The organism is Burkholderia sp. BCC0097, assembly GCF_902832985.1.
In the GTDB taxonomy this organism is placed as follows: domain Bacteria; phylum Pseudomonadota; class Gammaproteobacteria; order Burkholderiales; family Burkholderiaceae; genus Burkholderia; species Burkholderia orbicola.
The window spans coordinates 180,593-205,968 of the sequence record NZ_CADFDM010000004.1 but is presented as its reverse complement, the minus strand read 5'-3'; the positions used below and the strand labels follow the sequence as shown (position 1 = coordinate 205,968).

Annotated in this window: 20 protein-coding genes and 2 pseudogenes; 12 read left to right on the top strand and 10 right to left on the bottom strand. The window is 68.0% G+C overall.

The features are described from left to right. Window positions 1–32 precede the first annotated feature (32 nt). A complete protein-coding gene (locus HWX07_RS14690) occupies window positions 33–1,436 on the bottom strand; it encodes a TolC family protein (protein ID WP_244129988.1) in 1,404 nt (467 codons plus the stop codon). Window positions 1,437–1,636: 200 nt separating this feature from the next. On the opposite strand from HWX07_RS14690, the gene HWX07_RS14685 reads away from it, so the two are divergent. Beyond that, window positions 1,637–2,410 carry a helix-turn-helix transcriptional regulator gene (locus HWX07_RS14685; protein WP_006494477.1) on the top strand — a complete coding sequence of 258 codons (774 nt, stop codon included), beginning with the start codon at window positions 1,637–1,639 and terminating at the stop codon, window positions 2,408–2,410. Window positions 2,411–2,529: 119 nt separating this feature from the next. Next, window positions 2,530–3,516 (top strand): LysR family transcriptional regulator, encoded by a 987-nt coding sequence (locus tag HWX07_RS14680; protein WP_175876703.1) that lies wholly within the window; start codon window positions 2,530–2,532, stop codon window positions 3,514–3,516. A gap of 28 nt (window positions 3,517–3,544) precedes the next feature. Here the strand turns inward: HWX07_RS14680 and HWX07_RS14675 are convergent, their stop codons facing one another. The 5 genes from HWX07_RS14675 to HWX07_RS14655 are packed head-to-tail and all read right to left on the bottom strand — an operon-like array spanning window position 3,545 to window position 9,756. Continuing rightward, entirely contained in the window at window positions 3,545–4,033 is a 489-nt protein-coding gene (locus HWX07_RS14675; protein ID WP_006479988.1) for an SRPBCC family protein, read from the bottom strand. 55 nt (window positions 4,034–4,088) lie between these two features. Further along, window positions 4,089–7,655 (bottom strand): amino acid adenylation domain-containing protein, encoded by a 3,567-nt coding sequence (locus tag HWX07_RS14670; protein ID WP_175876702.1) that lies wholly within the window; start codon window positions 7,653–7,655, stop codon window positions 4,089–4,091. A gap of 9 nt (window positions 7,656–7,664) precedes the next feature. Then, window positions 7,665–8,591: a diiron oxygenase gene (locus HWX07_RS14665; RefSeq protein ID WP_006479989.1), complete on the bottom strand. Its 927-nt coding sequence runs from the start codon at window positions 8,589–8,591 to the stop codon at window positions 7,665–7,667. Continuing rightward, a complete protein-coding gene (locus HWX07_RS14660; RefSeq protein ID WP_006479990.1) occupies window positions 8,588–8,977 on the bottom strand; it encodes a hypothetical protein in 390 nt (129 codons plus the stop codon). The genes HWX07_RS14665 and HWX07_RS14660 overlap by 4 nt, the downstream gene beginning before the upstream one ends. Continuing rightward, window positions 8,974–9,756 carry a DUF3050 domain-containing protein gene (locus HWX07_RS14655; RefSeq protein WP_006479991.1) on the bottom strand — a complete coding sequence of 261 codons (783 nt, stop codon included), beginning with the start codon at window positions 9,754–9,756 and terminating at the stop codon, window positions 8,974–8,976. Before HWX07_RS14655 ends, HWX07_RS14660 begins: the two co-directional genes overlap by 4 nt. 397 nt (window positions 9,757–10,153) lie before the next feature. On the opposite strand from HWX07_RS14655, the gene HWX07_RS14650 reads away from it, so the two are divergent. Beyond that, window positions 10,154–11,515, top strand: coding sequence for a condensation domain-containing protein (locus HWX07_RS14650; protein WP_175876701.1), 1,362 nt, complete (start codon window positions 10,154–10,156; stop codon window positions 11,513–11,515). A gap of 56 nt (window positions 11,516–11,571) precedes the next feature. Beyond that, window positions 11,572–12,918 (top strand): aspartate aminotransferase family protein, encoded by a 1,347-nt coding sequence (locus tag HWX07_RS14645; RefSeq protein WP_175876700.1) that lies wholly within the window; start codon window positions 11,572–11,574, stop codon window positions 12,916–12,918. A 15-nt stretch (window positions 12,919–12,933) separates the two neighbouring features. On the opposite strand, the gene HWX07_RS14640 is transcribed toward HWX07_RS14645, so the two are convergent. After that, window positions 12,934–13,749, bottom strand: a complete 816-nt coding sequence (locus tag HWX07_RS14640; protein WP_006490827.1) for a helix-turn-helix transcriptional regulator — start codon at window positions 13,747–13,749, stop codon at window positions 12,934–12,936. Between the two features lie 197 nt (window positions 13,750–13,946). Between HWX07_RS14640 and HWX07_RS14635 the strand changes: the two genes are divergently transcribed. Beyond that, window positions 13,947–14,660 (top strand): autoinducer binding domain-containing protein, encoded by a 714-nt coding sequence (locus tag HWX07_RS14635; protein WP_011548593.1) that lies wholly within the window; start codon window positions 13,947–13,949, stop codon window positions 14,658–14,660. A 71-nt stretch (window positions 14,661–14,731) separates the two neighbouring features. Here the strand turns inward: HWX07_RS14635 and leuA are convergent, their stop codons facing one another. Continuing rightward, entirely contained in the window at window positions 14,732–16,441 is a 1,710-nt protein-coding gene (gene leuA / locus HWX07_RS14630; RefSeq protein WP_175877102.1) for a 2-isopropylmalate synthase, read from the bottom strand. 958 nt (window positions 16,442–17,399) lie between these two features. On the opposite strand from leuA, the gene HWX07_RS14625 reads away from it, so the two are divergent. The 3 genes from HWX07_RS14625 (at window position 17,400) to HWX07_RS14615 (ending at window position 19,618) form a co-directional block, all read left to right on the top strand. Beyond that, on the top strand, window positions 17,400–17,789 hold the full coding sequence (locus HWX07_RS14625; protein ID WP_175876699.1) for a fucose-binding lectin II: 390 nt from the start codon (window positions 17,400–17,402) through the stop codon (window positions 17,787–17,789). A 116-nt stretch (window positions 17,790–17,905) separates the two neighbouring features. Then, window positions 17,906–18,721, top strand: coding sequence for a fucose-binding lectin II (locus HWX07_RS14620; RefSeq protein ID WP_175876698.1), 816 nt, complete (start codon window positions 17,906–17,908; stop codon window positions 18,719–18,721). A gap of 162 nt (window positions 18,722–18,883) precedes the next feature. Continuing rightward, window positions 18,884–19,618, top strand: coding sequence for a fucose-binding lectin II (locus tag HWX07_RS14615; protein WP_175876697.1), 735 nt, complete (start codon window positions 18,884–18,886; stop codon window positions 19,616–19,618). Window positions 19,619–19,892: 274 nt separating this feature from the next. On the opposite strand, the gene HWX07_RS14610 is transcribed toward HWX07_RS14615, so the two are convergent. Next, window positions 19,893–21,263, bottom strand: coding sequence for a M23 family metallopeptidase (locus tag HWX07_RS14610; protein ID WP_175876696.1), 1,371 nt, complete (start codon window positions 21,261–21,263; stop codon window positions 19,893–19,895). Between the two features lie 281 nt (window positions 21,264–21,544). Here HWX07_RS14610 and HWX07_RS14605 point away from each other — a divergent pair, with 281 nt between their 5' ends. Continuing rightward, window positions 21,545–22,414 carry a mechanosensitive ion channel family protein gene (locus HWX07_RS14605; protein ID WP_175876695.1) on the top strand — a complete coding sequence of 290 codons (870 nt, stop codon included), beginning with the start codon at window positions 21,545–21,547 and terminating at the stop codon, window positions 22,412–22,414. A gap of 39 nt (window positions 22,415–22,453) precedes the next feature. Here HWX07_RS14605 and HWX07_RS36960 read toward each other — a convergent pair. Next, window positions 22,454–22,606, bottom strand: a pseudogene (locus tag HWX07_RS36960) (branched-chain amino acid ABC transporter substrate-binding protein); the annotation flags it as partial. Between HWX07_RS36960 and HWX07_RS37255 the strand changes: the two are divergent. The 3 genes and pseudogenes from HWX07_RS37255 to mqo form a co-directional block, all read left to right on the top strand. Next, window positions 22,599–22,715 (top strand): annotated as a pseudogene (locus HWX07_RS37255) (Lrp/AsnC family transcriptional regulator); the annotation flags it as partial. The pseudogenes HWX07_RS36960 and HWX07_RS37255 overlap by 8 nt on opposite strands. A 70-nt stretch (window positions 22,716–22,785) precedes the next feature. Further along, a complete protein-coding gene (locus HWX07_RS14600; protein ID WP_175876694.1) occupies window positions 22,786–23,091 on the top strand; it encodes a hypothetical protein in 306 nt (101 codons plus the stop codon). A 519-nt stretch (window positions 23,092–23,610) separates the two neighbouring features. Further along, complete coding sequence (gene mqo / locus HWX07_RS14595) at window positions 23,611–25,272, top strand: malate dehydrogenase (quinone) (protein WP_175876693.1); 1,662 nt, start codon at window positions 23,611–23,613, stop codon at window positions 25,270–25,272. Window positions 25,273–25,376 lie beyond the last annotated feature (104 nt).

The window sequence follows — 25,376 nt, the reverse complement described above, 5'->3', positions numbered from 1 at the left end:
AGAACGGACAGGGACGCTGCGAACGCGGCCGGCTACGGTTGCCAGCCGCCTCCGAGCGCCTTGAACACGGCGACCTGGTCGAGCGAGACCTGCTGCGTCGACTCGGCCAGCGCTGAATCGACCGCGACGAGGCTGCGCTGCGCGTCGAGCACGCCGAGGAAATCGAGTGCGCCGGCTTCGTAGTTCAGCTCGGCGAGGCGATAGGCGCGCGCATGCTCGGCGCGTGCGGTTTCGAGCGCGGCGCGGCGGCGCCACGCGGCGCCGTAGCGGGCCAGCGCCTGCTCGGTTTCCTTCAGCGCGCGCAGCACCTGCGCATCGAATTGCGCACGGGCGAGCGTGTCGTCGGCGCGGGCCTGCGCGAGCCGCGCGCGGCTCGCCGCCATGTTCGGAAAGCGCCACGTGATCAGCGGGCCGACGCCCCAGGCGATCGCGTACTTGTCGCCGAGCGTCGACGGATCGCCGCCGGTCGACAGCCAGTTCACCGAGCCGCCGAGCGAAATCGACGGATACAGCTCGGCCGTCGCCACGCCGATCCGCGCATTCGCGGCGGCCAGCTGGCGCTCGCTCTCGCGCAGGTCGGGGCGGCGGCGCAGCAGCGACGCGCCGTCGCCGACCGGGAACGGCCGTGCCAGCACGGGCGCGGTGCGGCAATGCGCGGCGGCGTCGGGCAGCGCGCCGGGCGCGCGCCCGGTCAGCACCGCGAGTTCGTACAGCGCCGCGCGCCGCGAGCCGACGAGCGCCGGCAAATCGGCGCGCGTGTCGTCGGCGAACGCGCGCGAACGCGCCACTTCGAGGTCGGACACGAGCCCGTGCGCGCGCTGCTTCGCCGTCAGCGCGGCCAGCCGGTCCGCGATGCCGACCGACTGCTCGGCCACGTCGATCCGCTCGCCGTATGCGCACACCTGCGCATACGCGGCCGTCGTCTCGGCGGCCACCGCGACGCGCATCGCATCGGACGCGGCCTGCACCGCGTCGGCGTCGGCCCGCGCGGCATCGACCAGATGGCGCACGCGGCCCCACAGATCGACTTCCCACGACAGCGAGAACGACGGTGCGAAACCCCAGCGCGTGCGCGCATCGGTGCCCTTGGCCGCCGCGACGATCTGGTCGGGCGCGTGCTTGCCGTAGTCGACGCCGAAGCCGGCCGTCGTGTCGGGCAGCCGCGCGGCGCCGGCCTCGTCGAACACGGCGCGCGCACGCTCGACCCGTGCGACGGCCGCCGCGAGATCGCGGTTCTGCGCGAGCGCATCGCGCACGAGACCATCGAGCACGGGATCGTCGTAGAGGCGCCACCAGCGTTGCGGCGGTTCGCCGGCCGCCGCGGCCGGCACGTCGGCCACCGCGTCGAACGGGCCGGTGCGCGTTGCGTCGGACACCGGCGGCCGGTACGGCTCGCCGACCGAACACGCGGCCAGCGCGGCCGAAGCCAGCAGCACGGCCGCACAGGTGGCGCGCCGAACGCGCCGCGCGCGGGCATCGACGGCGGGAGAAACGGGCGAAGCGGACGGAAGGGACGGAACGCGCATCGGGTGGCAAGGAGGTCGAACAAACGATGGGCTTATGGTAATTTCGACCTATGCGGTCGATCTCGCGCGTAAAGCGCATTCGTCGTCGAGAAAAGGACAATCCCGATCAATTGGAAAATTTCTTCATCGCACTCGAGCGCCAGGCGCGCGACAAACAGATCGCCGTCGTCGCCTCCGACTCGCCGGCGGGCATGGCGTACCCGCCGCATTCGCACCGCCAGGGCCAGCTGATCCACGCGATTTCGGGCGTGATGATCGTGCACGCGGACGCGGGCAGTTGGGTCGTGCCGACGGGCCGCGCGGTGTGGGTGCCGGGCGGCACGCAGCACGAGATCCGCTCGGCCGGCGACGTGCAGATGCGCACCGTGTTCGTCGGCCCCGAAGTGCGGCCGAGCCTGCCGACCGAATGCCGGGTGATCGAGGTCGGCACGCTGCTGCGTGAACTGATCGTGACGGCCTGCGACCTGCCCGCCGACTACGACCTGTCGCACCGCGCCGGCCGCGTGCTCGCGCTGATCCTCGACGAGATCGAGATCGCGCCGTCGCTGTCGCTGCACGTGCCGATGCCGCGCCATCCCGCGCTCGTCGCGCTGTGCACGCGGCTCATCAACGACCCGTCGTCGGCCGTCACGCTGCAGGCGTGGGCGCGCGACGCGCACATGAACGAGCGCACGCTCGCCCGCGCATTCAAGCGCGAGACGGGCATGACGCACGGCGCATGGTGCCGCCACGCGCGGCTGCTGCTGAGCCTGCCGCGCCTCGCCGCCGGCACGCCGATCCTCGAACTCGCGCTCGAACACGGCTACGACAGCCCCAGCGCATTCGCGGCGATGTTCCGCAAGGCGCTCGGCGTCGCGCCGAGCGAATACTTCCGGCGGCGCTGACCCCCGCGTCGATTGTCCGTTTTGCGACGATCGATCGCTGATGCGCGCGCGCGGCGTGCGGTGGCCGTCGCTACAGTAGCGGCATTGCCATACGGCCAGCCGGAGGTTTCGTTATCCCGATGGATCTGATTCAAAGCATGCAGGCGTTCGTCACGCTCGCGGACGCGGGCACCTTCACCGAGACCGGCAAACGGCTCGGCATCACGACCGCGCACGTCAGCCGGCTCGTCGCGTCGCTCGAGCATCGTCTCGGCATCCGGTTGCTGAACCGCACGACGCGCTCGATGTGCCTGACCGAAGCGGGCGAACGCTATCTGGCACGCGCCCGCGACATCACGCTGGCCGTCGATGCGAGCGAGCGCGAGGCGCGCGACGCGCGCGTGCATCCGCATGGCCGGCTGCGCGCGCATTGCAGCGCCAGCATCGCGAACCATTTCGTGATTCCGCTGATCGGGCAATTCCAGGCGCGCTACCCGGACGTCAGCGTCGACCTGACGCTCGCGCCGCACCTGCCGAAACTGGTGCGCGACAGCTACGACGTCGCGGTGATCGCGATGCCGAGCCTGCCGAGTTCCGAGCAAGTCGCGATCGACGTCGGCCGCATCCGCAGCGTGCTGTGCGCGTCGCCCGCGTATCTCGATGCGCACAGCATGCCCGATTCGCCGGGCGCGCTGGTTCACCATCGCTGCGTGCAACTGGTCGCGCCCGCGTATCACGAGCGCATCTGGACGCTGTGGAACGGTGCGGAAGCACAAACGGTGGACGTCGATCCGTCGATGACGGCCGACGTCGCCGCGTCGCTCGCGATCGCGGTGCGCGAAGGCGCGGGAATCGGCTTGCTGCCGGACTTCGTCGCCGCGGCCGACCTGCGCTCGGGCGCGCTCGTGCGTGTACTGCCCGACTACCAGGCGGAGGAAATCGGCGTGTTCCTGGTGTACGCGTCGCGCCAGCATCTCGACGCGAAGACGCGCGCCTGGGTCGACTTCATGAAGGCCGCGCTGCGCGATGCGTTCGCGCAAGCGCGCGACGACGCGTGCACACCACCGGCCGGGAAAAAAAGCCACGCGCCGGGCAAGGCCGGCGCGTGGGCCGGCGCGGCCGCGTAGCCGCACGGCGCCGGCGGGCGATGCACGGTTACTGCGGCTTGAACAGCGCGCGCAGGTTCGTCATCGCCATGTCGAGGAAGCCGGTGACGAACGCGTCGAATTCCGGCTGGCGCGCGGCGCCGCCGTGCGACGGTTCGCCGGCGATGTCCCACGTCACCGTGCAGGCCTGATCGCCGCGCGGCTCGACGCGCATCAGCGCCCACAGGTTGCCGATGTCGAACGACGTGTGGATCAGGCTCCACGTCATCACCATCGCTTCGTCGTCGTGGCTGTTGAGCTGTTCGACGACGACGTTGCCGTCCGCGAAATGCTTGATGCGCAGCGAGCGCACGCCTTCACCGATCATGTCGGTATGGTCGAGCCCCGTGATGAAGCGCGAGAAGCCGGCGAAATCGCCGACCACGCGCCACGCATCGCGCGCCGGCACGTCGAGATCGGCCGAGCCGGACAGGATCGGCGTTTGCGGCGCATAGACGAGCGTGGACGGACGGGGTTGCGTTGCAGTACGTTGCAGCATGATGCCTCCTTGATGAATGATGCGATGACAGCGATTGATCAAACGGGGTACGTCTTCACCACGCGGGTTCGGGTTCGGCGTCGCGGCGGGCGTCGTTCGCGCGCGGCGCCGGCTCGGGCGGCGGCGGCATGAAGCCGCATTCGGCGAGATAGCCGAAATGCGCATCGAGCAGCGCGTCGTCCTTGTCCGGATACGTGACGCCGAGCCGGCGCAGCGTCGCCTCGGTGCGCGCGTGGTCGATCACGGCCATGTCGCCGATATCGTCCTGCCGGTCGTCGAGATAGAACGCGACGACGTCGAACAGCGCATTCGATTCGTCGATCGACAACAACCGCTCGCGCCAGACCTCGGGCGCCTCGAAACGCAGCGGATAGCCGCGCCGCGCGAGTGCGCGCAGATAGCCGGCCCAGTCGAGCGGGCGCGGGTTGTGCAGATGGAACACGCGCTCGGTGCGCGCACCGTCGAGCGTGCACGCGACGATCGCTCGCGCCAGATAGTCGACCGGGCTCAGGTCGAACAGCCCGCCCTCGCTCGCGAGCGGGGCGCAACCCAACTGCACCGCGCCCTTGAGCAGCAGCAGGATGCGGTTGCGTCCCGGCTGGCACAGCCCCGTGCGCGAATGGCCCGTGATGTTGCCGGGCCGCAGGATCGTCGTGTCGATCCCGCGCGCAGCCGCTTCGGCAACGAGATGCTCGGACACCCACTTCGTCAGGTTGTAGCCGTTGTTGACGAAGGCAGGGCCGGCCTCCGACGGGGCCGCCTCGATCAGGCGGCCCGTCGGGCCCGTCGCGCTCGCCGCGGATAGCGTCGATACGAAATGCAGCGCCTTGCGGCGGCCGCTGCAGCACAGGCGGAGCAGTTCGAGCGTCGAGCCGACGTTCTCCGCGTGCAGATACGGGTAGTCGTACACGTGGTTCACGTGTGCGCCGTTGTGATGAATCGCGCCGACCTCGTCCGCGAGCGTCTGCCACACCGCATCCGACAGCCCGAGGCGCGGCGCGCCGAGATCGCCGCGCAGCACCCTCACGCGCGGATGCCCGCACAGATGGCCGAGCCCGTTGACGAACGCCGCTTCGTCGAGCCGCCGGCGCGCGCTCGCATCGTCGTCGCCGCGCACGACGCAGTAGACGATCTGGTTGGTGCGGCTGATCAGTTCGCTGAGGATGAAGCTGCCCAGGAAGCCGTTCGCGCCGGTCAACAGCACCGCGCCGGGGCCGTCGCCCGCCGGCTGGTCGGCCGGCAATCGCACGTCGTCGGGCAGGCGGCGATCGTCGTGCACGCGCGCCGGCACGTTCGCGCCGCGTTCGCCCGACTCGTCGGTCAGCAGCGCCGCGAGCGCGGCGATGGTCGGCCGCTCCATGAAACGCGCGAGCGCCGCATTGCCGCCCAGCTCACGCTTCACCGCCAGCATCAGCCGCGACACCAGCAACGAATGGCCGCCCAGTTCGAAGAACGACGCATCGCGGCCGATCTCGTCCGGCGCGAGTTCGAGCAGCGTGGCCCACATCTCGGCGAGACGCATCTCCAGCGCGCCGCGCGGTGCGTCGCGCGTGTCGCTTCCCGCACGCGACACCGGCAGGCGCGCGAGTGCGGCGCGGTCGATCTTGCCGTTCGGCGTCGCGGGCAGCACGTCGAGCGTCGTGATGTCGTACGGCACCATGTAGTCGGGCAGCGTGGCGGCCAGCACGGCGCGCAGCGCGTCGGGCGTCGCCGCCGCATCGACCGGCTTCGCGGCGAACAGGCGGATGCGCTTGCGCTCGTCGGGCACCACCGCGCACTGGCGGTACAGCCCCGCCGCCAGCGCGGCCGTCTCGATCTCGCCCGGCTCGACGCGGAAACCGCGAATCTTCAGTTGCGTGTCGCGGCGACCCACGTAGCGCAGCGTGCCGTCCGGCTCCCAGCTCGCGATGTCGCCGGTCCGGTACATCGTCGCGCCCGGCGTGCCGTACGGGTCAGCGACGAAACGCTCGGCGCTCAGGTCGGGCCGGCCGAGATAGCCGAGCCCGACGCCCGCGCCGGCGATGCACAGCTCGCCCTCCTCGCCGGTGAGCGCCGGACGGCCGCCGGCCGCGAGCACATGGCAGCGCGCGTTCGCGATCGGCCGGCCAATGCGCCGGTTGCTGTCGCCGGCGCGCAATTCGCCCGTCGTCGCGAGCACCGTGCATTCGGTCGGCCCGTAGATGTTGTGCAGCCGCCGGTTCGCGCTCCAGCGCGCGATCGTGTCGGGGTCGCACACGTCGCCGCCCGTGACGAGATGCGCGAGCGCGGGCCAGTCGCAATCCGGCAGCGCCGCGAGCAGCGCGGGCGGCAGGAATGCGTGCGTGATGCGCGCGTCGGCGACGAGCGCCGCGAGCGCGTCGAGTTCGCGGCGCTGCGCTTCGCTCGGCGCGACCAGCGTCGCGCCGGCGAGCCAGGTCGGGAACATGTCGAGCAGCGACGCATCGAACGCGACCGTCGAGAACTGCAGCACGCGCGACGACGCATCGAGCGACACGTGCGCGCGATACCAGTGGCAGAACTGCACGATGTTCCGGTGCGACAGCATCACACCCTTCGGCACGCCGGTCGAACCCGACGTGTAGATCGCGACCGCGCAGCGCGCAGCGCGGTCCGCATCCCGTTCGAGCGGCCACTGGCCGGCCAGTGCATCGGGCGAGGCGTGCGCGTCCGCTTCCGCGTGCGCGCCGCAGTCGATCACGTCAAGGTCGAATCCGTCGAGCAGCGCCGGCTCGACCGCACCGCCGACGACGAGCGCCTGCGCCCCCGATTCACGCAGGATCGTCCGGGCCCGCTCGGGCGGAAACGCCGGATCGAGCGGCACGCAGGTCGCGCCGGCGCCCAGCACGCCGACGATCGCCGGGTACAGCGCGACGCCCTTGTCGAGCCGCACCGCGACCACCCGCGGCGCGGCCGGCCGAGCGGCAATACGCGCGGCAACCTGGCGGGCCCGCGCGACCAGCTCGCGATAGGTCAGTTGGCCGTCGGCCGCGACGAGCGCGCACGCATCCGGCGCAGCGGCCGCCGCACGCGACACGAGCTCCGGCAGCGACGGCTCGCACGGCCACGCGGCGGCGGTGTCGTTCGACGCATGCCAGCCGGCCAGCCGTTCGAGATCGAGCACGATATCGGCCGGCCCCGGCGGCGTGGCGCGCGGCGCGTCGTTCGGATCGCTCAGCTCGCGCGCGATCCCGCTCGCGACTTCGTGCATCAGATCGACCGCGCATGCGGCGATCTCGTCCGCGAGGTCGGCGCCGTTGAGCGTCGCGCCGAACGCGAGCGTCGCGTCGGCCAGCACGCGCGTGTCGCCCGGCGCCGCGTCCGTGAGCCACGCGACGCGCACCTCGCGCGGCGGAAACGCATCGGCGACGATCTCGCAATGCAGCGGCCGTGCGTGCGCGCAGTGCACGGCAGGGTCCGGCGCCCCGCAGACGATCGACCACTCGGCCGCGTTGCGCAACGGTTCGGGCGCCGGCGCCGGCAACAGCAGCGCATCGGCCGCGTCGCGCAGCGGGCCGTCGCGTCCGTCGGCGATACAGACGGTATGACCGGTCGCCTCGAGTTCAGCCGCCAGCCGTGCGGCGAGACGGGTCTGCCCGCCGATCGCAATGATGATCGCTTTCATCGACGTGACTCACAGGTAGTCGGACAAGGCCGCGCGGGTCGGCGCGTGATCGAGCAGGCCGCTCATCCGGAAGAACTGCCGGATGTTGACGATCATCGGATGCTGGCTCGTGATCGGATAGGCACCGACCATGTCGTCCGCGATCCGCGCGCGCTCGGCGGCCGGCAGGTCGAGCGCATCGATCAGGCGGCGATCGAACTGCAGTTGCAGGTCGGCACTCAGGTATTCGCGCAGGAAGCACGGCAGCCCCTCGCCGAGCGCGAGCCGCGCGGGTTCGTCGATCTCCGACCAGTACAGCTTCACGAGATTGATCCAGAACGCCGAGTGACGGCCTTCGTCAGCGAGGTGATCGGCCATCACGCCCTTCACCGAGCGCTTGAGCGTCGCGTCGCGCGAGAACGCCGCGACTTCCGCCGTGACCGTGTTCTCCGAGATCGCGACGCACAGCAGCTCCATGCCGTCGCGGTACTGCGCGCCGACCCGCTCGACCGCGCGCGGAATCGCCCGCGACAGCTCGATCTCGCTGTTCGGCGGCAGCGGCGCGATGCCGGTGGCCTCCTCTACCTGCCGCAGGTAGTCCATCGCGACGTACGCGTGGTAGTCCTCGTCGATCACGACCGTCATCGCATCCTGCCGGCACGCGAACGGAAACGGATGCGCGAAGCGGCCGCGCGCGATCCGCAGCGCGGTGGCGTTGACGATCTCCGTCTCGAAGATGATCACGTCCTGGATGTACTTGTAGAAGCTCTGCAGCAAGACGAAATCGCGCACCGCATCGCCCGCATCGACGATCGCCGGGTGCGCGCACAGCGGCTGGCGTTCGAGCGGGTAATAGCGCAGTTCGTCGTCCTCGACGATCCGCCGCGGGCGCGATCGCACGGTCGCGCGCGCCTCCCAGCGATCGACGTGGCTCACGTAGGTGACGGCGGTCGTCATCGCGTGTCCTCCGGGGAACCGTAGTAATGGATTTCAAGCAGCAGGCAGCCCGCGTCGCTGCGGAACGGGCCATGCGGCGTGCCGGCCGGGCGCACGAAGTAGCTGCCTTCCCGATACGTCGCGCGATACTCGCGCGTCGCGACGTCGACCAGGCTCTGGTCGCCGTCGATCAGGTGCACTTCCTCGTGGTAGTCGTGCAGGAACGGCACGCTCGTGCCCGCGCCGGGATCGAACCGCACGATCCGGGTCCGGATGCCGCGCTTCGCGTGCTCGTCCAGCGTGTCGACGAGCACCACCTGGTCGATGCCGTCGTCGAACGCCGCCGGGTGCTCCCACTCGAGCGCCGCGAAATCGACGATGCGCTCCGACAGCCCGCGCGCGTTCATGCCGGCACCACGTTGCGGGTCTGGCCGAGATGCGCGAGCAGCCCGTCCCACAGGCGCATGCGCTCGTCGATCGCATCGAGCCCGGCCTGCAGCGCTTCCTCGAGCTTCGCCGCGTCGCCGTCGGCCGCCTCGCGGATCATCGCGCGCGCCGCCGGCCCGTGCTCGCCCGAATCCACTTCGATGTGGCGGTCGAGGTAATACACGAGCAGCGGGATCGACGAGCGCTCGATCTTCCATTCGTCGAGCAGCGTGCGGAACATGTCGGGAATCACGTTCTCGCGGCCGTAGAAGAAGTTGCCGAGCACCTGGTGCGTCGCGCCCGACGTGCACGCGGCCATCGTCGCCTCGACGAAGCGGATCACCGGCTCCGGCGCATCGACGGCCTTCAGCGCGGCCGACACCGAGAAGCCCGAGCGCACCAGCGACACCATTTCCTCGATGCGCGAGGTCGACGCGCCGACATCGCGCATCGCGTGCAGGTACAGGTCGTAGTGGCTCATGTGGCCGTTCGGCGTTTCGTCCGATTCCTCGCCGAGCACGATCTCGTTGATGAGGCGCGACGCGTTCGCGTTGCGCGGCGCGACCCACGGCACCGCGACGGTCGTCAGGTCCTGCTGCAGCCGCTTCACGAGCGACATGAAATCCCACACGGCGAATACGTGCCATTCCATGAACACGCGCAGCTCGTCGATGGTACGGATCGATCCGAACACCGGATGATGCGCGAGCCGCTCGTGCTGCTCGCCGATTTTTCGCTCCAGCCCTTCCAGTTGATTCACGGGACTCTCCTAGTAATGTCCGCTCGCGCCAGCCCACTGCGCCGGCTTCCGGCGCCGGAAACCGTTTCCGGCGAATTGCCCGCAGGCCGTTTTCGGCTTGCGCAGCAATTTCAGGCGTCGATGCTAAATAAGCTGCCAATTTGCCGCCTATTCAAAACGGACATTCTCATATTCTTTCCGGACCAGACTATTCACTCACCCCTCAAAGCCTTTACTGGCAAGGACTTTACGAATTACCAACAAAACCGCACGGAATTGACAGCTGCAAATTGGACTGTCTAGGATAAGAATTGCGATTCATCAAAAAATGAAATACACGATGCGAATATGCATTTTTCATTAAACAAATACACGCATTTAATTCATCCACCGGAATAAGTTTTCCAGGAGAAACGACGTGATCGATTCGACGCTTCAATTGCCGCTGTCCGCGCCGCAGCGGGATTTCTGGGAGGCGGCCCTCGCGTATCCCGTCCCGTCGACGCATATCTACGCGGCCGAGTATTTCGAGATTCGCGGCGCACTCGACACCGACGCATTCGAACGCGCGCTGCGGCAGGTGATTCGCGAGGCGCAGACGCTGCATACGACGCGGATCGTGCTGGATGGCGACACGCCCGTGCGCGTGCTCGACGCCACGCTCGCCGACGACTGGGCGCTCGAACGCGTGGACCTCGCCGGCACGAAAGACGCACACGCCGTCGCGCTCGCCGGCATGCGCGCGCACTGCACGGGCGCGATCGATCTGGCGCGCGGGCCGTTCTTCCGTCACACGCTGTATCGCATCGCACCGGATCACTACTACTGGTATCACGGCTACGCGCACATCCTGGTCGACGGCTATTCGGGCAGCCTGATCGCCACCCGCGCCGCCGAGCTGTACAGCGCGTTCGCGGCAGGCGTCAAGGCGCCGCCCGCGCGCTTCGCGTCGCTCGCCGAGCTGCAACTCGACGAAGACGCGTACCGCGCGTCCGAACAGTTCGCGCACGATCGCCGCTACTGGCTCGAACGCTTCGCGGACCAGCCGCGCACGGTCACGCTCGCCGGCCCCGCGCGCTTTCCCCAGCGCGACGACGGGCCCGACCTGCGCGAGACGCGCATCGCGAGCGCGAACGAGAGCGCGCGCATCGAGGCGGTCGCCAAGGGGCTGTTCACGTCGACGGTGCCGCGGCTCGTCACCGCGCTGACCGCCGCCTACCTGTACCTGAACACCGGCGCGCACGACATCGTGCTGTCGGTCGCCGCGATGGCGCGCACGTCGGCACGGGAGCGCCGCACGCCGACGCAGTGCGCGAACATGCTGCCGCTGCGCCTGCACGTCGAGCCGGGCCACACGCTCGACGACCTGTGCCGCCAGGCAAACCGCGAGATGACCGCGCTGCGCCAGCACCAGCGCTACCGGATGGGCGACCTCCACCGCGAACTGACGTCGCTCGACAACGGCCAGGGCGTGTTCGGCCCCGAGATCAACATCATGGCGTTCGACTACGACCTGCGGTTCGGCGACTGCGTGACGACGTCGCACAACCTGTCGGTCGGCACCACCGACGACCTGATGGCGAACCTGACCGACCGCCGCAACGGCGAACCGCTGCGCTTCGACTTCGACGCGAGCCCGCAGTACTACAGCCGCAACGCGCTGAACGCCCACGTCGGCCAGTTCCTGACATTCATGCGCGTGGCGCTCGACGAACCGTTCGCGACGCTCGGCGCCCTCGAAAGCCGGCTCGACTTTCAACCGGCGGCGCTCGCCGGCTGAAAATCGCCTGCGTCACCGTGTTGCCCCATCCAACCGAATCACTACGGAGTCCTGTCATGTCCTATTCGGAATCGCGCTTCTGGCATCCCCGGCAACATCCGCTCGCCGCGTCGCGCTCGCCGATCCGCATTACGCGCGGCGAAGGCTGCTACCTGTACGACGACACCGGCCGGCCGTATCTCGACGCGGTCGCGTCGCTGTTCAACGTGTATGTCGGCCACGGCCGGCGGGAGATCAAGGAAGCGATCGTCCGGCAGCTCGACGAACTCGAATATCACCCGGTGTTCGCCGGGTTCAGCCATCCGCGCGCGGAGGAACTGTCGGCGCGGCTGATCGACATGCTCCAGCCGGAAGACATGAGCCGCGTGATCTTCGGCTCCGGCGGCTCGGACGCCGTCGAGGCCGCGCTGATGATCGCGCGGCAGTACTGGAAGGTGGCCGGGCAGCCCGAGCGCACCAAGTTCATCGCGCTGCGCCAGGCCTATCACGGCTCGCACTTCGGCGGCAGCTCCGTCACCGGCAACACCGTCTACCGGCGCAACTACGAGCCGACGCTCGCCGGCTGCTTCCACGTCGAGACGCCGTGGATCTATCGCAACCCGTTCACGCATGACCCCGAGGAACTCGGCCGGCTGTGCGCGTCGCTCGTCGAGCGCGAGATCCTGTTCCAGGGGCCCGACACCGTGGCCGCCTTCATCGCCGAACCGGTGCAGGCGACCGGCGGCATCATCGTGCCGCCCGCGAACTACTGGCCGCTGGTGCGCGAAGTGTGCGACCGCCACGGCGTGCTGCTGATCGCCGACGAAGTGGTGACGGGCTTCGGCCGGACCGGCGCCGCGTTCGGCAGCCGCGGCTGGGGCGTCGCGCCGGACATCATGTGCCTGGCGAAGGGCGTGTCGTCGGGATATCTGCCGCTCGGCGCGACCATCGTCAACCGCCGCATCGAGAATGCGTTCGCGTCCAACCCGGGCGGCATCGGCACGCTGATGCACGGCTACACCTATTCGGGCCACCCGATCGTCTGCGCGGCCGCGCTCGCGAACCTGCAGATCATCGTCGACGAGGATCTCGCCGGCAACGCGGCGCGCGAAGGCGCGTACCTGCTGGAACGGCTGCAGCCGCTCGTCGACCGCTATCCGGTCGTCGGCGACGTGCGCGGCAAGGGCCTGCTGGTCGGCATCGACCTCGTGAAGGACAAGGCGACGCGCGAATCGATCGAGCCGTCGGACGGCTATGCGGCCGCGCTCGCCGACGCGGCGCGGGATGCAGGCGTGCTGATCCGCTCGCTCGGCAACCGGCTCGCGATCGCGCCGCCGCTCGTGATCGGTCGCGAGGACGTCGACCGGATCGTGCACGCGGTCGAGCACGCGTTCGAAACGGTGCCGCGCTGGACCGCCCGCTGAGCGCGGCGGCGGCGGTCAGCGCGCCGCCGCTTCCGCGGCCGCGAGGTACTGGCTCGGCGTGACGCCGAACGCGCGCTTGAAGGTGGCCGCATAGGTGGTCGGGCTGCGATAGCCGACCTGATGCGCGGCCTGCGTGACGGGCATGCCGCTCGCGAGCAGCGCGAGCGACATCGACAGCCGCAGTTGCTGACGCCACGCGGCCACGCTCATGCCGGTCTCGCTGCGAAACAGGCGCGCCAGATGGCGCGCGCTCAGCGCGGCGTCGCGTGCGAGCGTGTCGAGCGGCAACTCGCAGTGCGGCTCGCGCTGCAGCCGCTCGCACAGCTTCAGCAAGCGCCGGTCACGCGGCAGCGGCAGCGTGAGCGGCGTCTGCGCGAGTTCGCTCAGTTCGTCGGCGAACAGGCGCGCGAGCGGATCGTGGTCGACGCTGCAATCGAACGGATGCGACACGCGCGTGGCGAGTTCGCGCAGCAGCGGCGATACCGTCATCGCGCACAGCGTGGCCGGCAGCCGCGCGCCGAGCGCGTCGCCGAGATAGAGCGAGCAGAGCTGGACGTCGTCGGCCACGCGCATCGCATGGACGGTGCGCGCCGGAATCCAGATCGCGCGCAGCGGCGGGGTGATCCAGCGCTGGCCTTCGACGTCGAGTACCAATACGCCGCGCGTCGTAAACAATAGTTGCCCGGCCTGATGCGCGTGCGGGGCATACTCGTGAGCAAGCGCGCGGGCGGGGGCCGACGCGCAGGGCGGTTCGATCGCGCGGATCCCGCCGAAGGCGAACGCGCGCGCACCGGCGCGCGCGAGGAGAGGCACGTCTTGAACGCTGGTCATGGTCGATCAGTCCTGATACGAAACCGGAGGGGTACCGCAACACGTGAAACGACGGGGGGACAGGTGCCCGCACAAGCGGGCCCGTCGTGCGAACAGTCGCCATTAAACCGGCGTCGGCTTCGCCTCAAAACTGTCCTTTTGAACAGGATACGCGCGGGCCGCAATGCACGGCCCGCCCACACCGACGAGGATCACCGATGGACCTGACAATACTGCACGACTGTTTCGACGCATTACAACGCGCGCCCACCGCGGAAGCCGCATTCCCGCCGATCGCCGCCGCCGCGGCCGCGCTCGGGTTCCGGTATTGCGTGTACGGCTTGCGCCGCACGCTGCCGCTCGCCCGGCCCGACCTGCAGATCGTCGGCAATCATCCACGCGAATGGGAACACCGTTATGTGAAATTCGGCTACGTGACGATCGATCCGATCATCAAGCGGGTCGCAAGCCAGCCGCGGCCGGTCGTCTGGAACGCGTTCGACGAACCGGGCGACACCGCGTTCTGGCACGACGCGGCGTGCTTCGGGATGCGTTACGGCTGGTCGCACGGCGGCTACGACCGGGCCGGCAATCTCGGCGTGCTGACGCTCGTGCGCGACACGACGCCGCTCGACGCGGACGAAATCTCGCGATTGCGCGCACCCTGCGCGAGCCTCGCGCATGCGGCGCACGCATACCTGATGCCGCGCCTCGCCGATCCGATCGCGCCGGTCGGCACCGGGCTGACGCTGCGCGAGCGCGAGGTACTCGCGTGGACGGCCGACGGCAAGACGGCCTACGAAATCGGGATGATCTTCGGGATCGCGGAGCGAACGGTGAAGTTCCACCTGCAGAACGCCGTCGTGAAGCTCGACGCGATGAACAAGACGCATGCGGCCACCAAGGCCGCGATGCTCGGGCTGCTGCCCTGACGGCGCGCAGGCGCACGCCGTGACCTGAAAGGAAAACCCGGGCCGGCCCCGCCGCCCGGGTTTCGACCCGCTTATGCGACGGCCTGCACCGCCGGCTGCCAGGCAAAGAAGGTTGCCTGCACAACTTCATCTGCACGGGCATACGCGCGGTTCACGCCGCTGATCACCGCACGAATCGACGCCGTCGTCAGGTTCGCATCGACGCCGACACCGAACGCGCTGCCGCGCACGCCCGTACCGGCCAGCTCGGCGATCGCGATCGCTTTCGCATCGGCGCCCTGCGACAGCGCGCGTTCCTCGTAATGCTGAATCCGCAGCGGCGTGTGCAATGCATGCATCAGCGCGTCGAGCGGACCGTTGCCTTCGCCGCGCAGCACGCGGCGCTCGCCATGCACGTCGGCGGTCAGCACGATCGACTCGCGGCCGTCGCGCTCGGTCAGCTCATGGCTGACATAGCGCAGCGGCGTGTCGCTTTCGACGTATTCCTGCTGGAACAGCGCCCAGATCTGCGCGCTCGTCACCTCGTGCCCGCTCTCGTCGGTCAGGCGCTGTACGGCCGCGCTGAAATCGACCTGCATGCGGCGCGGCAGCGCGACGCCGTAGCCCTGTTCGAGCAGGTACGCGATCCCGCCCTTGCCCGACTGGCTGTTCACCCGAATGATCGAATCGTACGTGCGGCCGAGATCGTTCGGATCGATCGGCAGGTACGGCACTTCCCATACGGTGTCGGCGCGCTGTACCGCGAAGCCCTTCTTGATCGCGTCCTGGTGCGAGCCGGAGAACGCGGTGAACACGAGGTCTCCGACATACGGATGACGCGGGTGGACCGGCAACTGCGTGCATTCCTCGGACGTGCGCGCGACTTCGTTGATCTGCGAGAAATCGAGGCCCGGATCGACACCCTGCGTGTACAGGTTCAGCGCGAGCGTCACGAGATCGACGTTACCGGTGCGTTCGCCGTTGCCGAACAGGCAGCCCTCGATCCGGTCGGCGCCGGCCATCACCGCGAGCTCGGCCGCCGCGACCGCGGTGCCGCGGTCGTTGTGCGGGTGCACCGACAGGATCAGCGAATCGCGGCGCGCGAGGTTGCGGTGCATCCATTCGATCTGGTCGGCGTAGTAATTCGGCGTGCCGATTTCCACCGTGGCCGGCAGGTTCACGATCGACTTGCGCTCGGGCGTCGGCTGCCAAACGTCGAACACCGCGTCGCACACTTCCTTCGCGAAATCGAGTTCGGTCGCGGTAAACGTTTCCGGGCTGTACTGCAGCGTGAATTGCGTGTCCGTCGCCGCATCGGCGCACCGCTTGATCGTGCGCGCCGCGTTCACCGCCAGTTGCTTCACGCCGTCGCGATCGAGGTTGAACACGATCTTGCGGAACTCCGGCGCGGTCGCGTTGTACAGGTGCACGATCGCGCGCTTCGCGCCGCGCAGCGATGCGAAGGTGCGCTCGATCAGGTCGTCGCGCGCCTGCGTCAGCACTTCGATCGTCACGTCGTCGGGAATGTGGCCGCCCTCGATCAGTTCGCGGACGAAATTGAAATCGGTTTCGGACGCGGACGGGAACGCGACCTCGATCTGCTTGAAGCCGATCGCCACCAGCGTCTTGAACATCCGCATCTTGCGCGTGGCGTCCATCGGTTCGAACAGTGCCTGGTTGCCGTCGCGCAGGTCGGTGCTCATCCAGATCGGCGCCTGCGTGATCGTGCGCGACGGCCACGTACGGTCGGGCAGGTTGACGGGCGTGAACGGTCGGTATTTCGTCGCGGGGTTCTTCAGCATCATGATGTCGGTCCTCGGTCTGTTTGTCGGTGAAGCGCGGCGCGGCAGCCATCGGCGTCAGGAGCCGGCTACGTGCGCAGCGGTGAAAACGGCAAAAAAGCGGCACAACGGCAAAGCGGTACGGCAAACGACGGCCTTGGCGGTTGAGCGACCGGGACGGAGCGGAGTGGTGACGGAAGAAAGACGAACTCAGGCGCCGGTCGACAACCGGGGCCAGGTCGGTGATGCGGGGAAAATCTGGCGCTTCAGGAAAGAAGCAGATGGAAAGCGCGCAGCCGCAGACCCAGCCCGGAGAAGCGGGCTAGTAGTCGTAGCGAGAGGAGGAACTGGGCGGCGTGCATGACCGGCATCAAATCACAGGGTGGCCACGGCTGTCAACCCGATACGCATCCATCCCGCTCCGTCCCCCGATGCGCGCGTTTGCGCGGAATCAGTCCCGTCTGATAGGCGGCGGCTTGCCCCGTCGATATGCTTCACGGGTGCGGCGCCGGTGAGGTCCTATTCATGTTCGGAGTGAGTCGGTCCATCCTCTTCGCCGGCGCCGCACACCCCTCCTTGCAATCGGGCTTCGGTGTGGGCGTTCGACGGTGGCCGGTGGGCGCGGCCACGACAGAGATGCTGATGTTGAAACGAAACGCTGCCATATGCGAACGCCGAGCGTCTGCTCCGAAGTCCGATTGCCCCCGCCTCTCCCGCCCCACCTTCGCGTTGCGCTCGCGCATCATTCAGGAAAGCGATACACGCATCGATATAGTTTCCTGAATATATCCAAATCCGCTTCATTAAACATGTTTCATTAAATCGATTAGCGCTGCTTTTCGAATCACTGAACAATACCCATTCTCATCCGAATATTTTTTTATTTATTTTTCGTCATGCTCGTCATGTCGCATTTCAAACGGCAAACGTTTGCGCGACAAGGCCCTTGGCCTTACCTAACAAGCCACAGGAGAACAGCATGGCCGACTTTCAAACGTCATCCAACCGCGCCGGCGAGTTTTCAATTCCGCCGAATACCGATTTCCGCGCGATTTTCTTCGCGAATGCAGCCGAGCAACAGCACATCAAGTTGTTTATCGGCGACAGCCAGGAACCCGCCGCGTATCACAAGCTGACGACGCGCGACGGCCCGCGCGAAGCCACGCTCAATTCCGGCAACGGCAAGATCCGTTTCGAAGTGTCGGTGAACGGCAAGCCGTCGGCGACCGACGCGCGCCTCGCGCCGATCAACGGCAAGAAGTCCGACGGCTCGCCGTTCACGGTCAACTTCGGGATCGTCGTGTCGGAAGACGGCCACGACAGCGACTACAACGACGGCATCGTCGTGCTCCAGTGGCCGATCGGCTGACCTGACGCGGATCGACCACCAATCGCCGCCGGCCGCCTCAATGGCGGCTGGCGGGTTTGCGCCGCGTTCAGCGGGATCTCACCCGATCCAGAACCGCCTCATTACCGGAGACTTCCATGCCGCTCCTTTCGGCTTCGATCGTCAGCGCGCCCGTCGCGACGTCGGAGGCTTACGTCGACATTCCCGGCCTCTACATCGACATCGCGAAGGCCGGGATTCGCGACGGGAAACTGCAGGTCATCCTCAACGTGCCGACGCCTTACGCGACCGGCAACAACTTCCCCGGCATCTATTTCGCGATCGCGACGAATCAGGGCGTCGTCGCGGACGGCTGCTTCACCTATTCGTCGAAGGTGCCCGAAAGCACCGGCCGCATGCCGTTCACGCTCGTCGCGACGATCGACGTCGGCAGCGGCGTCACGTACGTAAAGGGCCAGTGGAAAAGCGTGCGCGGCAGCGCGATGCATATCGATTCGTACGCGAGCCTGTCCGCGAGCGGGGAAACGGCCGCGCCGTCGTCGTCGCAAGGCGGCGGGAATCAGGGCGCCGAAGCCGGTGGCGTCGGGGCCGGCAACATCGGCGGCGAACGCGACGGTACGTTCAATCTCCCGCCGCACATCAAGTTCGGCGTGACCGCGCTCACCAACGCGGCGAACGACCAGACGATCGACATCTACATCGACGACGACCCGAAACCGGCCGCGACGTTCAAGGGCGCCGGCGCACAGGACCAGAACCTCGGCACGAAGGTGCTCGATTCCGGCAACGGACGCGTGCGCGTGATCGTGATGGCGAACGGCAAGCCGTCGCGGCTCGGTTCGCGACAGGTCGACATTTTCAAGAAGTCGTACTTCGGGATCGTCGGCTCGGAAGACGGCGCCGACGACGATTACAACGACGGCATCGTGTTTCTGAACTGGCCGCTGGGTTGATCGACGGCCATCACGAAACATCGCAATGGCGACGGGGCCAGCCACGCATTGCGCGTCGCTCGATAAATCATTTGCAGTCCCACTGCTGTACACCGCGCGCGGTCCGGTGAAATCCGTTCGCCGGTCATGCGATGCGGAACCTTCCATTCAGACGAGGACGACATGTCACAACCCTTTACCCACGACGACCTGTACGCGCTGCTGCAACTCGCGGGCAACGACGCCACTGCCGTGCAGGCCAACGGCGATCAGGCCGTGCTCGACCGGATGCGCCAGTTCATGACCGCGCAGCTCGTCGAGAAACTTCCGCAATACGACGTGTTCGTCGATATCGCGACGATCCCGTACAGCTTCGACGTCGGCAGCTGGCAGAACAAGGTGAAAGCCGATGCGGCAGGCGAGGTCGTCGCCTGCACGGTGACGTGGGCCGGCGCGCCGGGTGTGTTGCCCGGCGCCGCGGCGAAGTTCGGCGTCGGCGCGGTGGTCAACTACTTCTCGAAAGCGACACCGCAACCGGTGCAGCCGACGCCCGTGCCGACCGGCGGCGGCGAACGCGACGGCGTCTTCAACCTGCCGCCGAACATCGCGTTCGGCGTGACCGCGTTGGTCAATTCGTCCGCACCGCAGACGATCGAGGTGTTCGTCGACGACAACCCGAAACCGGCCGCGACGTTCCAGGGCGCCGGCACGCAGGACGCGAACCTGAACACGCAGATCGTGAACTCGGGCAAGGGGAAGGTGCGGGTGGTCGTGACGGCGAACGGCAAGCCGTCGAAGATCGGCTCGCGCCAGGTCGACATCTTCAAGAAGACCTACTTCGGGCTGGTCGGATCGGAAGATGGCGGCGACGGCGACTACAACGACGGCATCGCGATCCTGAACTGGCCGCTGGGTTGACGCGCGGCAGCCTGACGCGCATCGCCACGCGGCGTGGCGATGGGCCAGTGTGCGTCCGTCATCTGCGAGCCCCGGCCCGCGCCGCAATGATGCGATCGGCCGCGACGATATGCGCCAAGGCCGATCGCTCGTTGTGCCGTCTCCGTCATCCCTCCACCCCGCACCCGCATTGCCGGTCATCGCGTGCTGGTACTCGCCGCCGAGATTCGCCGGGTACTGACGATCGCATACACGCCGCCGCGCTTCGTCGGCTGTGCGACGAGCCCCGCGCCGATCAGCCCGCTTCCCGCCCGACAACCTTCGACAGCGCCACCGGCTGCGCGAACGCTGCCGACGCCAGTTGCACGCGCGCATCACGCGCCACGCGGTTGAACGCCACGCGCTGCGCGCCCTTCAGTTTCGCTGCTCTGGCTGCGTGCACGAGTTCGATCGGATCGACGAGGCGGGCATGCCGGCGCACCTCGAAGTGCAGATGCGGGCCGGTTGCGGTGCCCGTGCTGCCGACCGCGCCGACGCGTTGACCGCGCATCACGCGCGCGCCGGTTCGCAGCGTCGGCTCGAACGCCGACAGATGCGCGTAGTACGACGCGTAGCCGCCGTCATGCCGAATCACCACGTACTTGCCGTAGCCGCGCGGCTCGGTGCCGATGAACGTCACGACGCCGCGCTCCGACGCATGCACCGCGCGGCCGGCCGGCGCCGCGAGATCGACGCCCGAATGCACGTGACGCGCGCCGCTCACCGGATGCACACGCGCGCCGAATTTCGAGCTGATGCGCGTCGCGGCGACCGGCATCGCGAAGCGTGCACCGGCGAGCGGCATGCCATCGAGGTCGTAATAGGCGCCACGCGAACCGGCCTGCGCGGCGAACCACACCGCCGCGACCTGCTGCCCGCGAAAGCGGACGTCCAGCGCCGTCACGCGTACGCGGCCCGGCCGCGTTGCGTCGTGGTCGGGCTCGAACGCCACGCGGAAAGTATCGCCGTGCGCGCCGCGCTGCTTCGGATCGACGCGCCCGGCCAGCATGCGGACGATCTGCGCGGCTACGCCGGCCGGCAGATCGGCGCGTGCCAACGACGCGTGCAGGCTGCCGACGATCGCGCCGGCGCGCGTGCCGCGATCCGGTTGCGCGAGCGTGAACGGCTCGGCGGAGGCCAGATCGACCGGACCTGGCGCAAACGCCGGCCGTGCACCCGTCGCGGGCAATGCCGACGCCAGCCCGTAATCGAACCGCGACGCATAGCCGCGTTCGACCGCCCCGCGCGCGGTATCGCACAGCACGCGATACGCGACGCAGGCGCCGAAGCGCGCCACCGGATCGTCGCGCTCGATGCCCGCCGACACGTTCAACGCATGCGACGCATAAGCGACGTCGAGCGGCACGGACGGTGCATGCAGGCTGCCCCACGTGGTGCGCGCGGAATTGAAGAAAGGCACGTCGTCAAGGTCGGTGTTTTCCGCCGCCGCGGACGCGGCCGGCGCGGCGTCGTGAAACGCCTGCGCTGCCACGCCCTGTGCGCCGGCCACGCAGGCCGCCGCGACGATGCCGCGCAGGAATGCGCGACCAATCGGAAAACGGTGAACGCCGCATGACGCGGGTTGACCTTGCTCGCGTGCGACACGGAAACGCAGGTCTGACCGCATGACGTCGTCACTCGCTATTCGATGAAAAATCGGGAAAAAACCGGACATCGCGGAGGAACGATCGTCGCGATCCGGCTACTCGACAGCGAGTGTATCGGCGTGGTCGAAACGGCTAAATAGGACTCGTCTTATTTGTTAAGAATGTAGCTTAATACTCGTACTAAAACCATGCGGCCGGGACGCCATGCATTCGCGCGAAACCCGCCGCGCCGTGTACAGTCGAGGGCTGCGCGGCGCACGACACGCGCCGCGCACTGTGTCTTCAACACCGGAATCCCGTCATGTTTCTCGATCATCTTCATCCGGAACGCTGGACGTTCCTGTGGAACGCGTTGTCCACCCTCTCCCTCAAGCTGTCCGCCGGCCTGGCGCTGCTCGTCGCCGGCTGGTGGCTGTCGAAACGCATCGGCAACTGGCTGAACCGGCTGCTCTCGAACAAGGAGCGCGTCGACGACACGCTGCGGCCGATCCTCTGCGACGTCGCGGTATGGGGCATCCGCATCGTCGCGATCGTCGGCGCGCTGTCGCAGCTCGGCATCGAAACCGCGAGCATCGTCGCGGTGCTCGGCGCGGCCGGCCTCGCCATCGGGCTCGCGCTGCAGGGCACGATGCAGAACATCGCGGCCGGCATCATGCTTCTGCTGTTGCGGCCGTTCAAGGTCGGCGACTACATCGACGGCGGCACGGGCGTCGCGGGCACCGTCGACGAAGTCGGGCTCTTCATGACGCGCCTCACGAAACCGGACGGCATCTGCGAGTACGTACCGAACAGCGCGCTGTGGGGCAGCGCGATCCGCAACTACACGCGCAACCCGACGCGCCGCCTCGATCTCGAAGTGGAAGTGTCCGTGCACGACGATATCGATCGCGCGCTCGCTGCGCTGCATGCGCTGGCCGTGGCCGATCCCGACGTGCTGCAGGACCCCGCGCCGGACGTGATGGTGATGCGCTTCGACGACAGCACGGCCGTCGCGAACATGCGCGTGTGGACGCATACCGACAAGTTCTGGGCGATGCGCTGGCGCCTCGCGCGCCAGGTGCGCAAGACGCTCGCCGACGCGGACTGCGCGCTGCCGATCCGCACGCGGGAGCTGCACATCGTGCACGACGCGGAGCGCCAAGCAGCCGATGCGCGTGTGCGGGTTTCGTAAGGCCGCGGGGCGGGGCGCGCCCCGCTGCGGCGTTACATCCATCCGGACGATGTCGAGCAGCGCCTTCCTGCCGCTCTTGCAGGTGAACACCGAGATCGCGCCGTGCTTCAGGTCGCCCTGCGGCGTGAAGCTCGTCTCGCCGATCACGCCGCGATAGACTGTGACCGGCATCGCGGCCAGCCCCTTCGCCGGGTGCCTCGGGCGCGTGCCGAGGAAGTAGGCCGACGTATCGTTAATTCAGTCGAGCCTCGCATTGCTCGAGGTGAAGTTCTCGTCACGCGTGCCGGTGCCTGACGCGTGACCGTTCATGCCTTTCAGGCGCCCGCACACGGGCATCCACCGTCGATCGTCATCCCATGGAGCGCTACCCGATGAAACGTTACTCTCCCGCCGCATCGTTTGCCGCCGCGATCGCCTGCGCATTCGCGTTGAGCGCCTGTGCGACGCAATCGTCCGCGCCGGCCACTGCGTCGGCGCCGCCCGACACCGCCGCGCCAGTGGCCCCGCCGCTGGTCGGCGGCGATCGCGACGCGCACGGCTGCATCGGCTCGGCCGGCTACGCGTGGTGCGAGCGGACGCAGCAGTGCGAGCGTCCGTGGGAACTCGCGAAGGCGCGCGGTTTCGCGAATTCGGCTCAGGCTTACGAGCAGTTCTGCCGGAACGGCGGAGCGAAGTGATGTGATGCGCGTGAACGGGTCGCGGTGCAACGCCGCGATCCGATGATGTTCCGGTCTGGTGCATGGCCCGCCATCGCACGCATTCGCCCCCGCCGATCCCCATCGATTTTCCCGCGTCGCGCACCGGCATTCCGGAAACCCGGACGCACAAAAAACCCCACGAAAACAGGGATATTCGCCGCCTGCGACACGTTGTCCGAGTTCGGTTATATTACGCGCCCCTTGCCACCCCGCCCCCGCAAAACGCGTCGCACGCGGCCTCTTTCAACGCAGCCTGAAGCGCCGTCCGCTCAGGCTTGCAACCCGGGCCCGGGCGCGTGGCGCACCCTCGCGACGCAGGCGCTTGCCTGCCCGCGGGAAGCCGATCCGAAGGTGTCCTTCCGAATCGCTTCGCGTGCGCAAATGCAACGGCGCGCCACGCCGATCCGGAATTCCGGATTCACGGTCCGGATCTCCGGACCCGTGTTCCGGCGCCACGGAACCGCGCGCCGGGCGGCATGGCAAACCGATGCATCCAAGTTGAAAAAGGGATCTGCTGTGATCAAAACGTTACGGGTAATACTGTCGGCGCTCGCGCTGTGCGTCGCGACATCGTCGGCGCACGCCGCCGACACGAAGAAGGTCGACGTCCTGCTGGTGGGCGGCGGCATCATGAGCTCGACGCTGGGCGTCTGGCTGCACGAACTCCAGCCCGACTGGTCGATGACGATGGTCGAGCGCCTCGACGGCGTCGCGCTGGAAAGCTCGAACGGCTGGAACAACGCCGGCACCGGCCACTCGGCGCTCGCCGAGCTGAACTACACGCCGGAGAAGGCGGACGGCAAGGTCGACATCTCGAAGGCGATCGAGATCAACGAGTCGTTCCAGATCTCGCGCCAGTTCTGGGCGTGGCAGGTCAAGCAGGGCGTGCTGAAGAACCCGCACTCGTTCATCAACTCGACGCCGCACATGAGCTTCGTCTGGGGCGACGACAACGTCCGCTTCCTGAAGAAGCGCTACGAAGCGCTGCAGGCGAGCCCGCTGTTCCGCGGGATGCAGTATTCGGAAGACTACGACCAGATCAAGCAGTGGGTGCCGCTGATGATGGAAGGCCGCGATCGCAACCAGAAGGTGGCCGCGACGTGGACGCCGATCGGCACCGACGTGAACTTCGGCGAGATCACGCGCCAGTTCGTCGGCTACCTGAAGACGCAGCCGAACTTCACGCTGTCGCTGTCGAGCGAAGTGCGCGAGATCTCGCGCAACGCCGACGGCACGTGGCACGTGTCGTGGGTCAAGCTGCATTCGGATGAGCCGCCGCAATCGGTCGACGCGAAGTTCGTGTTCATCGGCGCGGGCGGCGGCGCGCTGCACCTGCTGCAGGCGTCGGGCATCCCCGAGGCGAAGGACTACGGCGCATTCCCGGTCGGCGGCTCGTTCCTCGTGACCGACAACCCCGAAGTCGTGAAGCAGCACCTCGCGAAGGCGTACGGCAAGGCGTCGGTCGGCTCGCCGCCGATGTCGGTGCCGCACCTCGACACGCGGATCATCGACGGCAAGAAGATCATCCTGTTCGGGCCGTTCGCGACGTTCTCGACCAAGTTCCTGAAGAACGGCTCGTACTTCGACCTCGCGAAGAGCACCAACCTGCACAACGTCGCGCCGATGATGCGCGTGGGCGTCGACGAATTCCCGCTGGTGCAGTACCTCGCCGGCCAGCTGATGCTGACCGACGACGACCGCTTCAACGCGCTGAAGGAATACTTCCCGAACGCGAAGAAGGAAGACTGGCGCCTGTGGCAGGCCGGCCAGCGCGTGCAGATCATCAAGCGCGATCCGGTCAAGGGCGGCGTGCTGAAGCTCGGCACCGAGATCGTCGCGTCGCAGGACGGCAGCATCGCGGGGCTGCTCGGCGCATCGCCGGGCGCATCGACCGCCGCGCCGATCATGCTGAACCTGATGAAGAAGGTGTTCAAGGACAAGGTCGCGACGCCCGAGTGGCAGCAGAAGATCCGCCAGATCGTGCCGAGCTACGGCACCAAGCTGAACGACAGCCCGGCGAAGGTCGTCGAGGAATGGACCTACACGAGCGACGTGCTGCAGCTGTCGCCGCCGCCGAAGATCGACCTCGGCGCGCCGTCGCAGGCCACCGGCAACGCGCCGGCCCGCCCGGCGAAGGCGTCGGCCGATATGGCGCTGTAACGCGCCCGACGCCGCGCAACACCCGCGCGGCACCCATGCGGCACCGTTATGCCGCCCGACACGGCCGCCCTCCGGGGCGGCCGTTTTTCCTGGTGCGCGCCGGG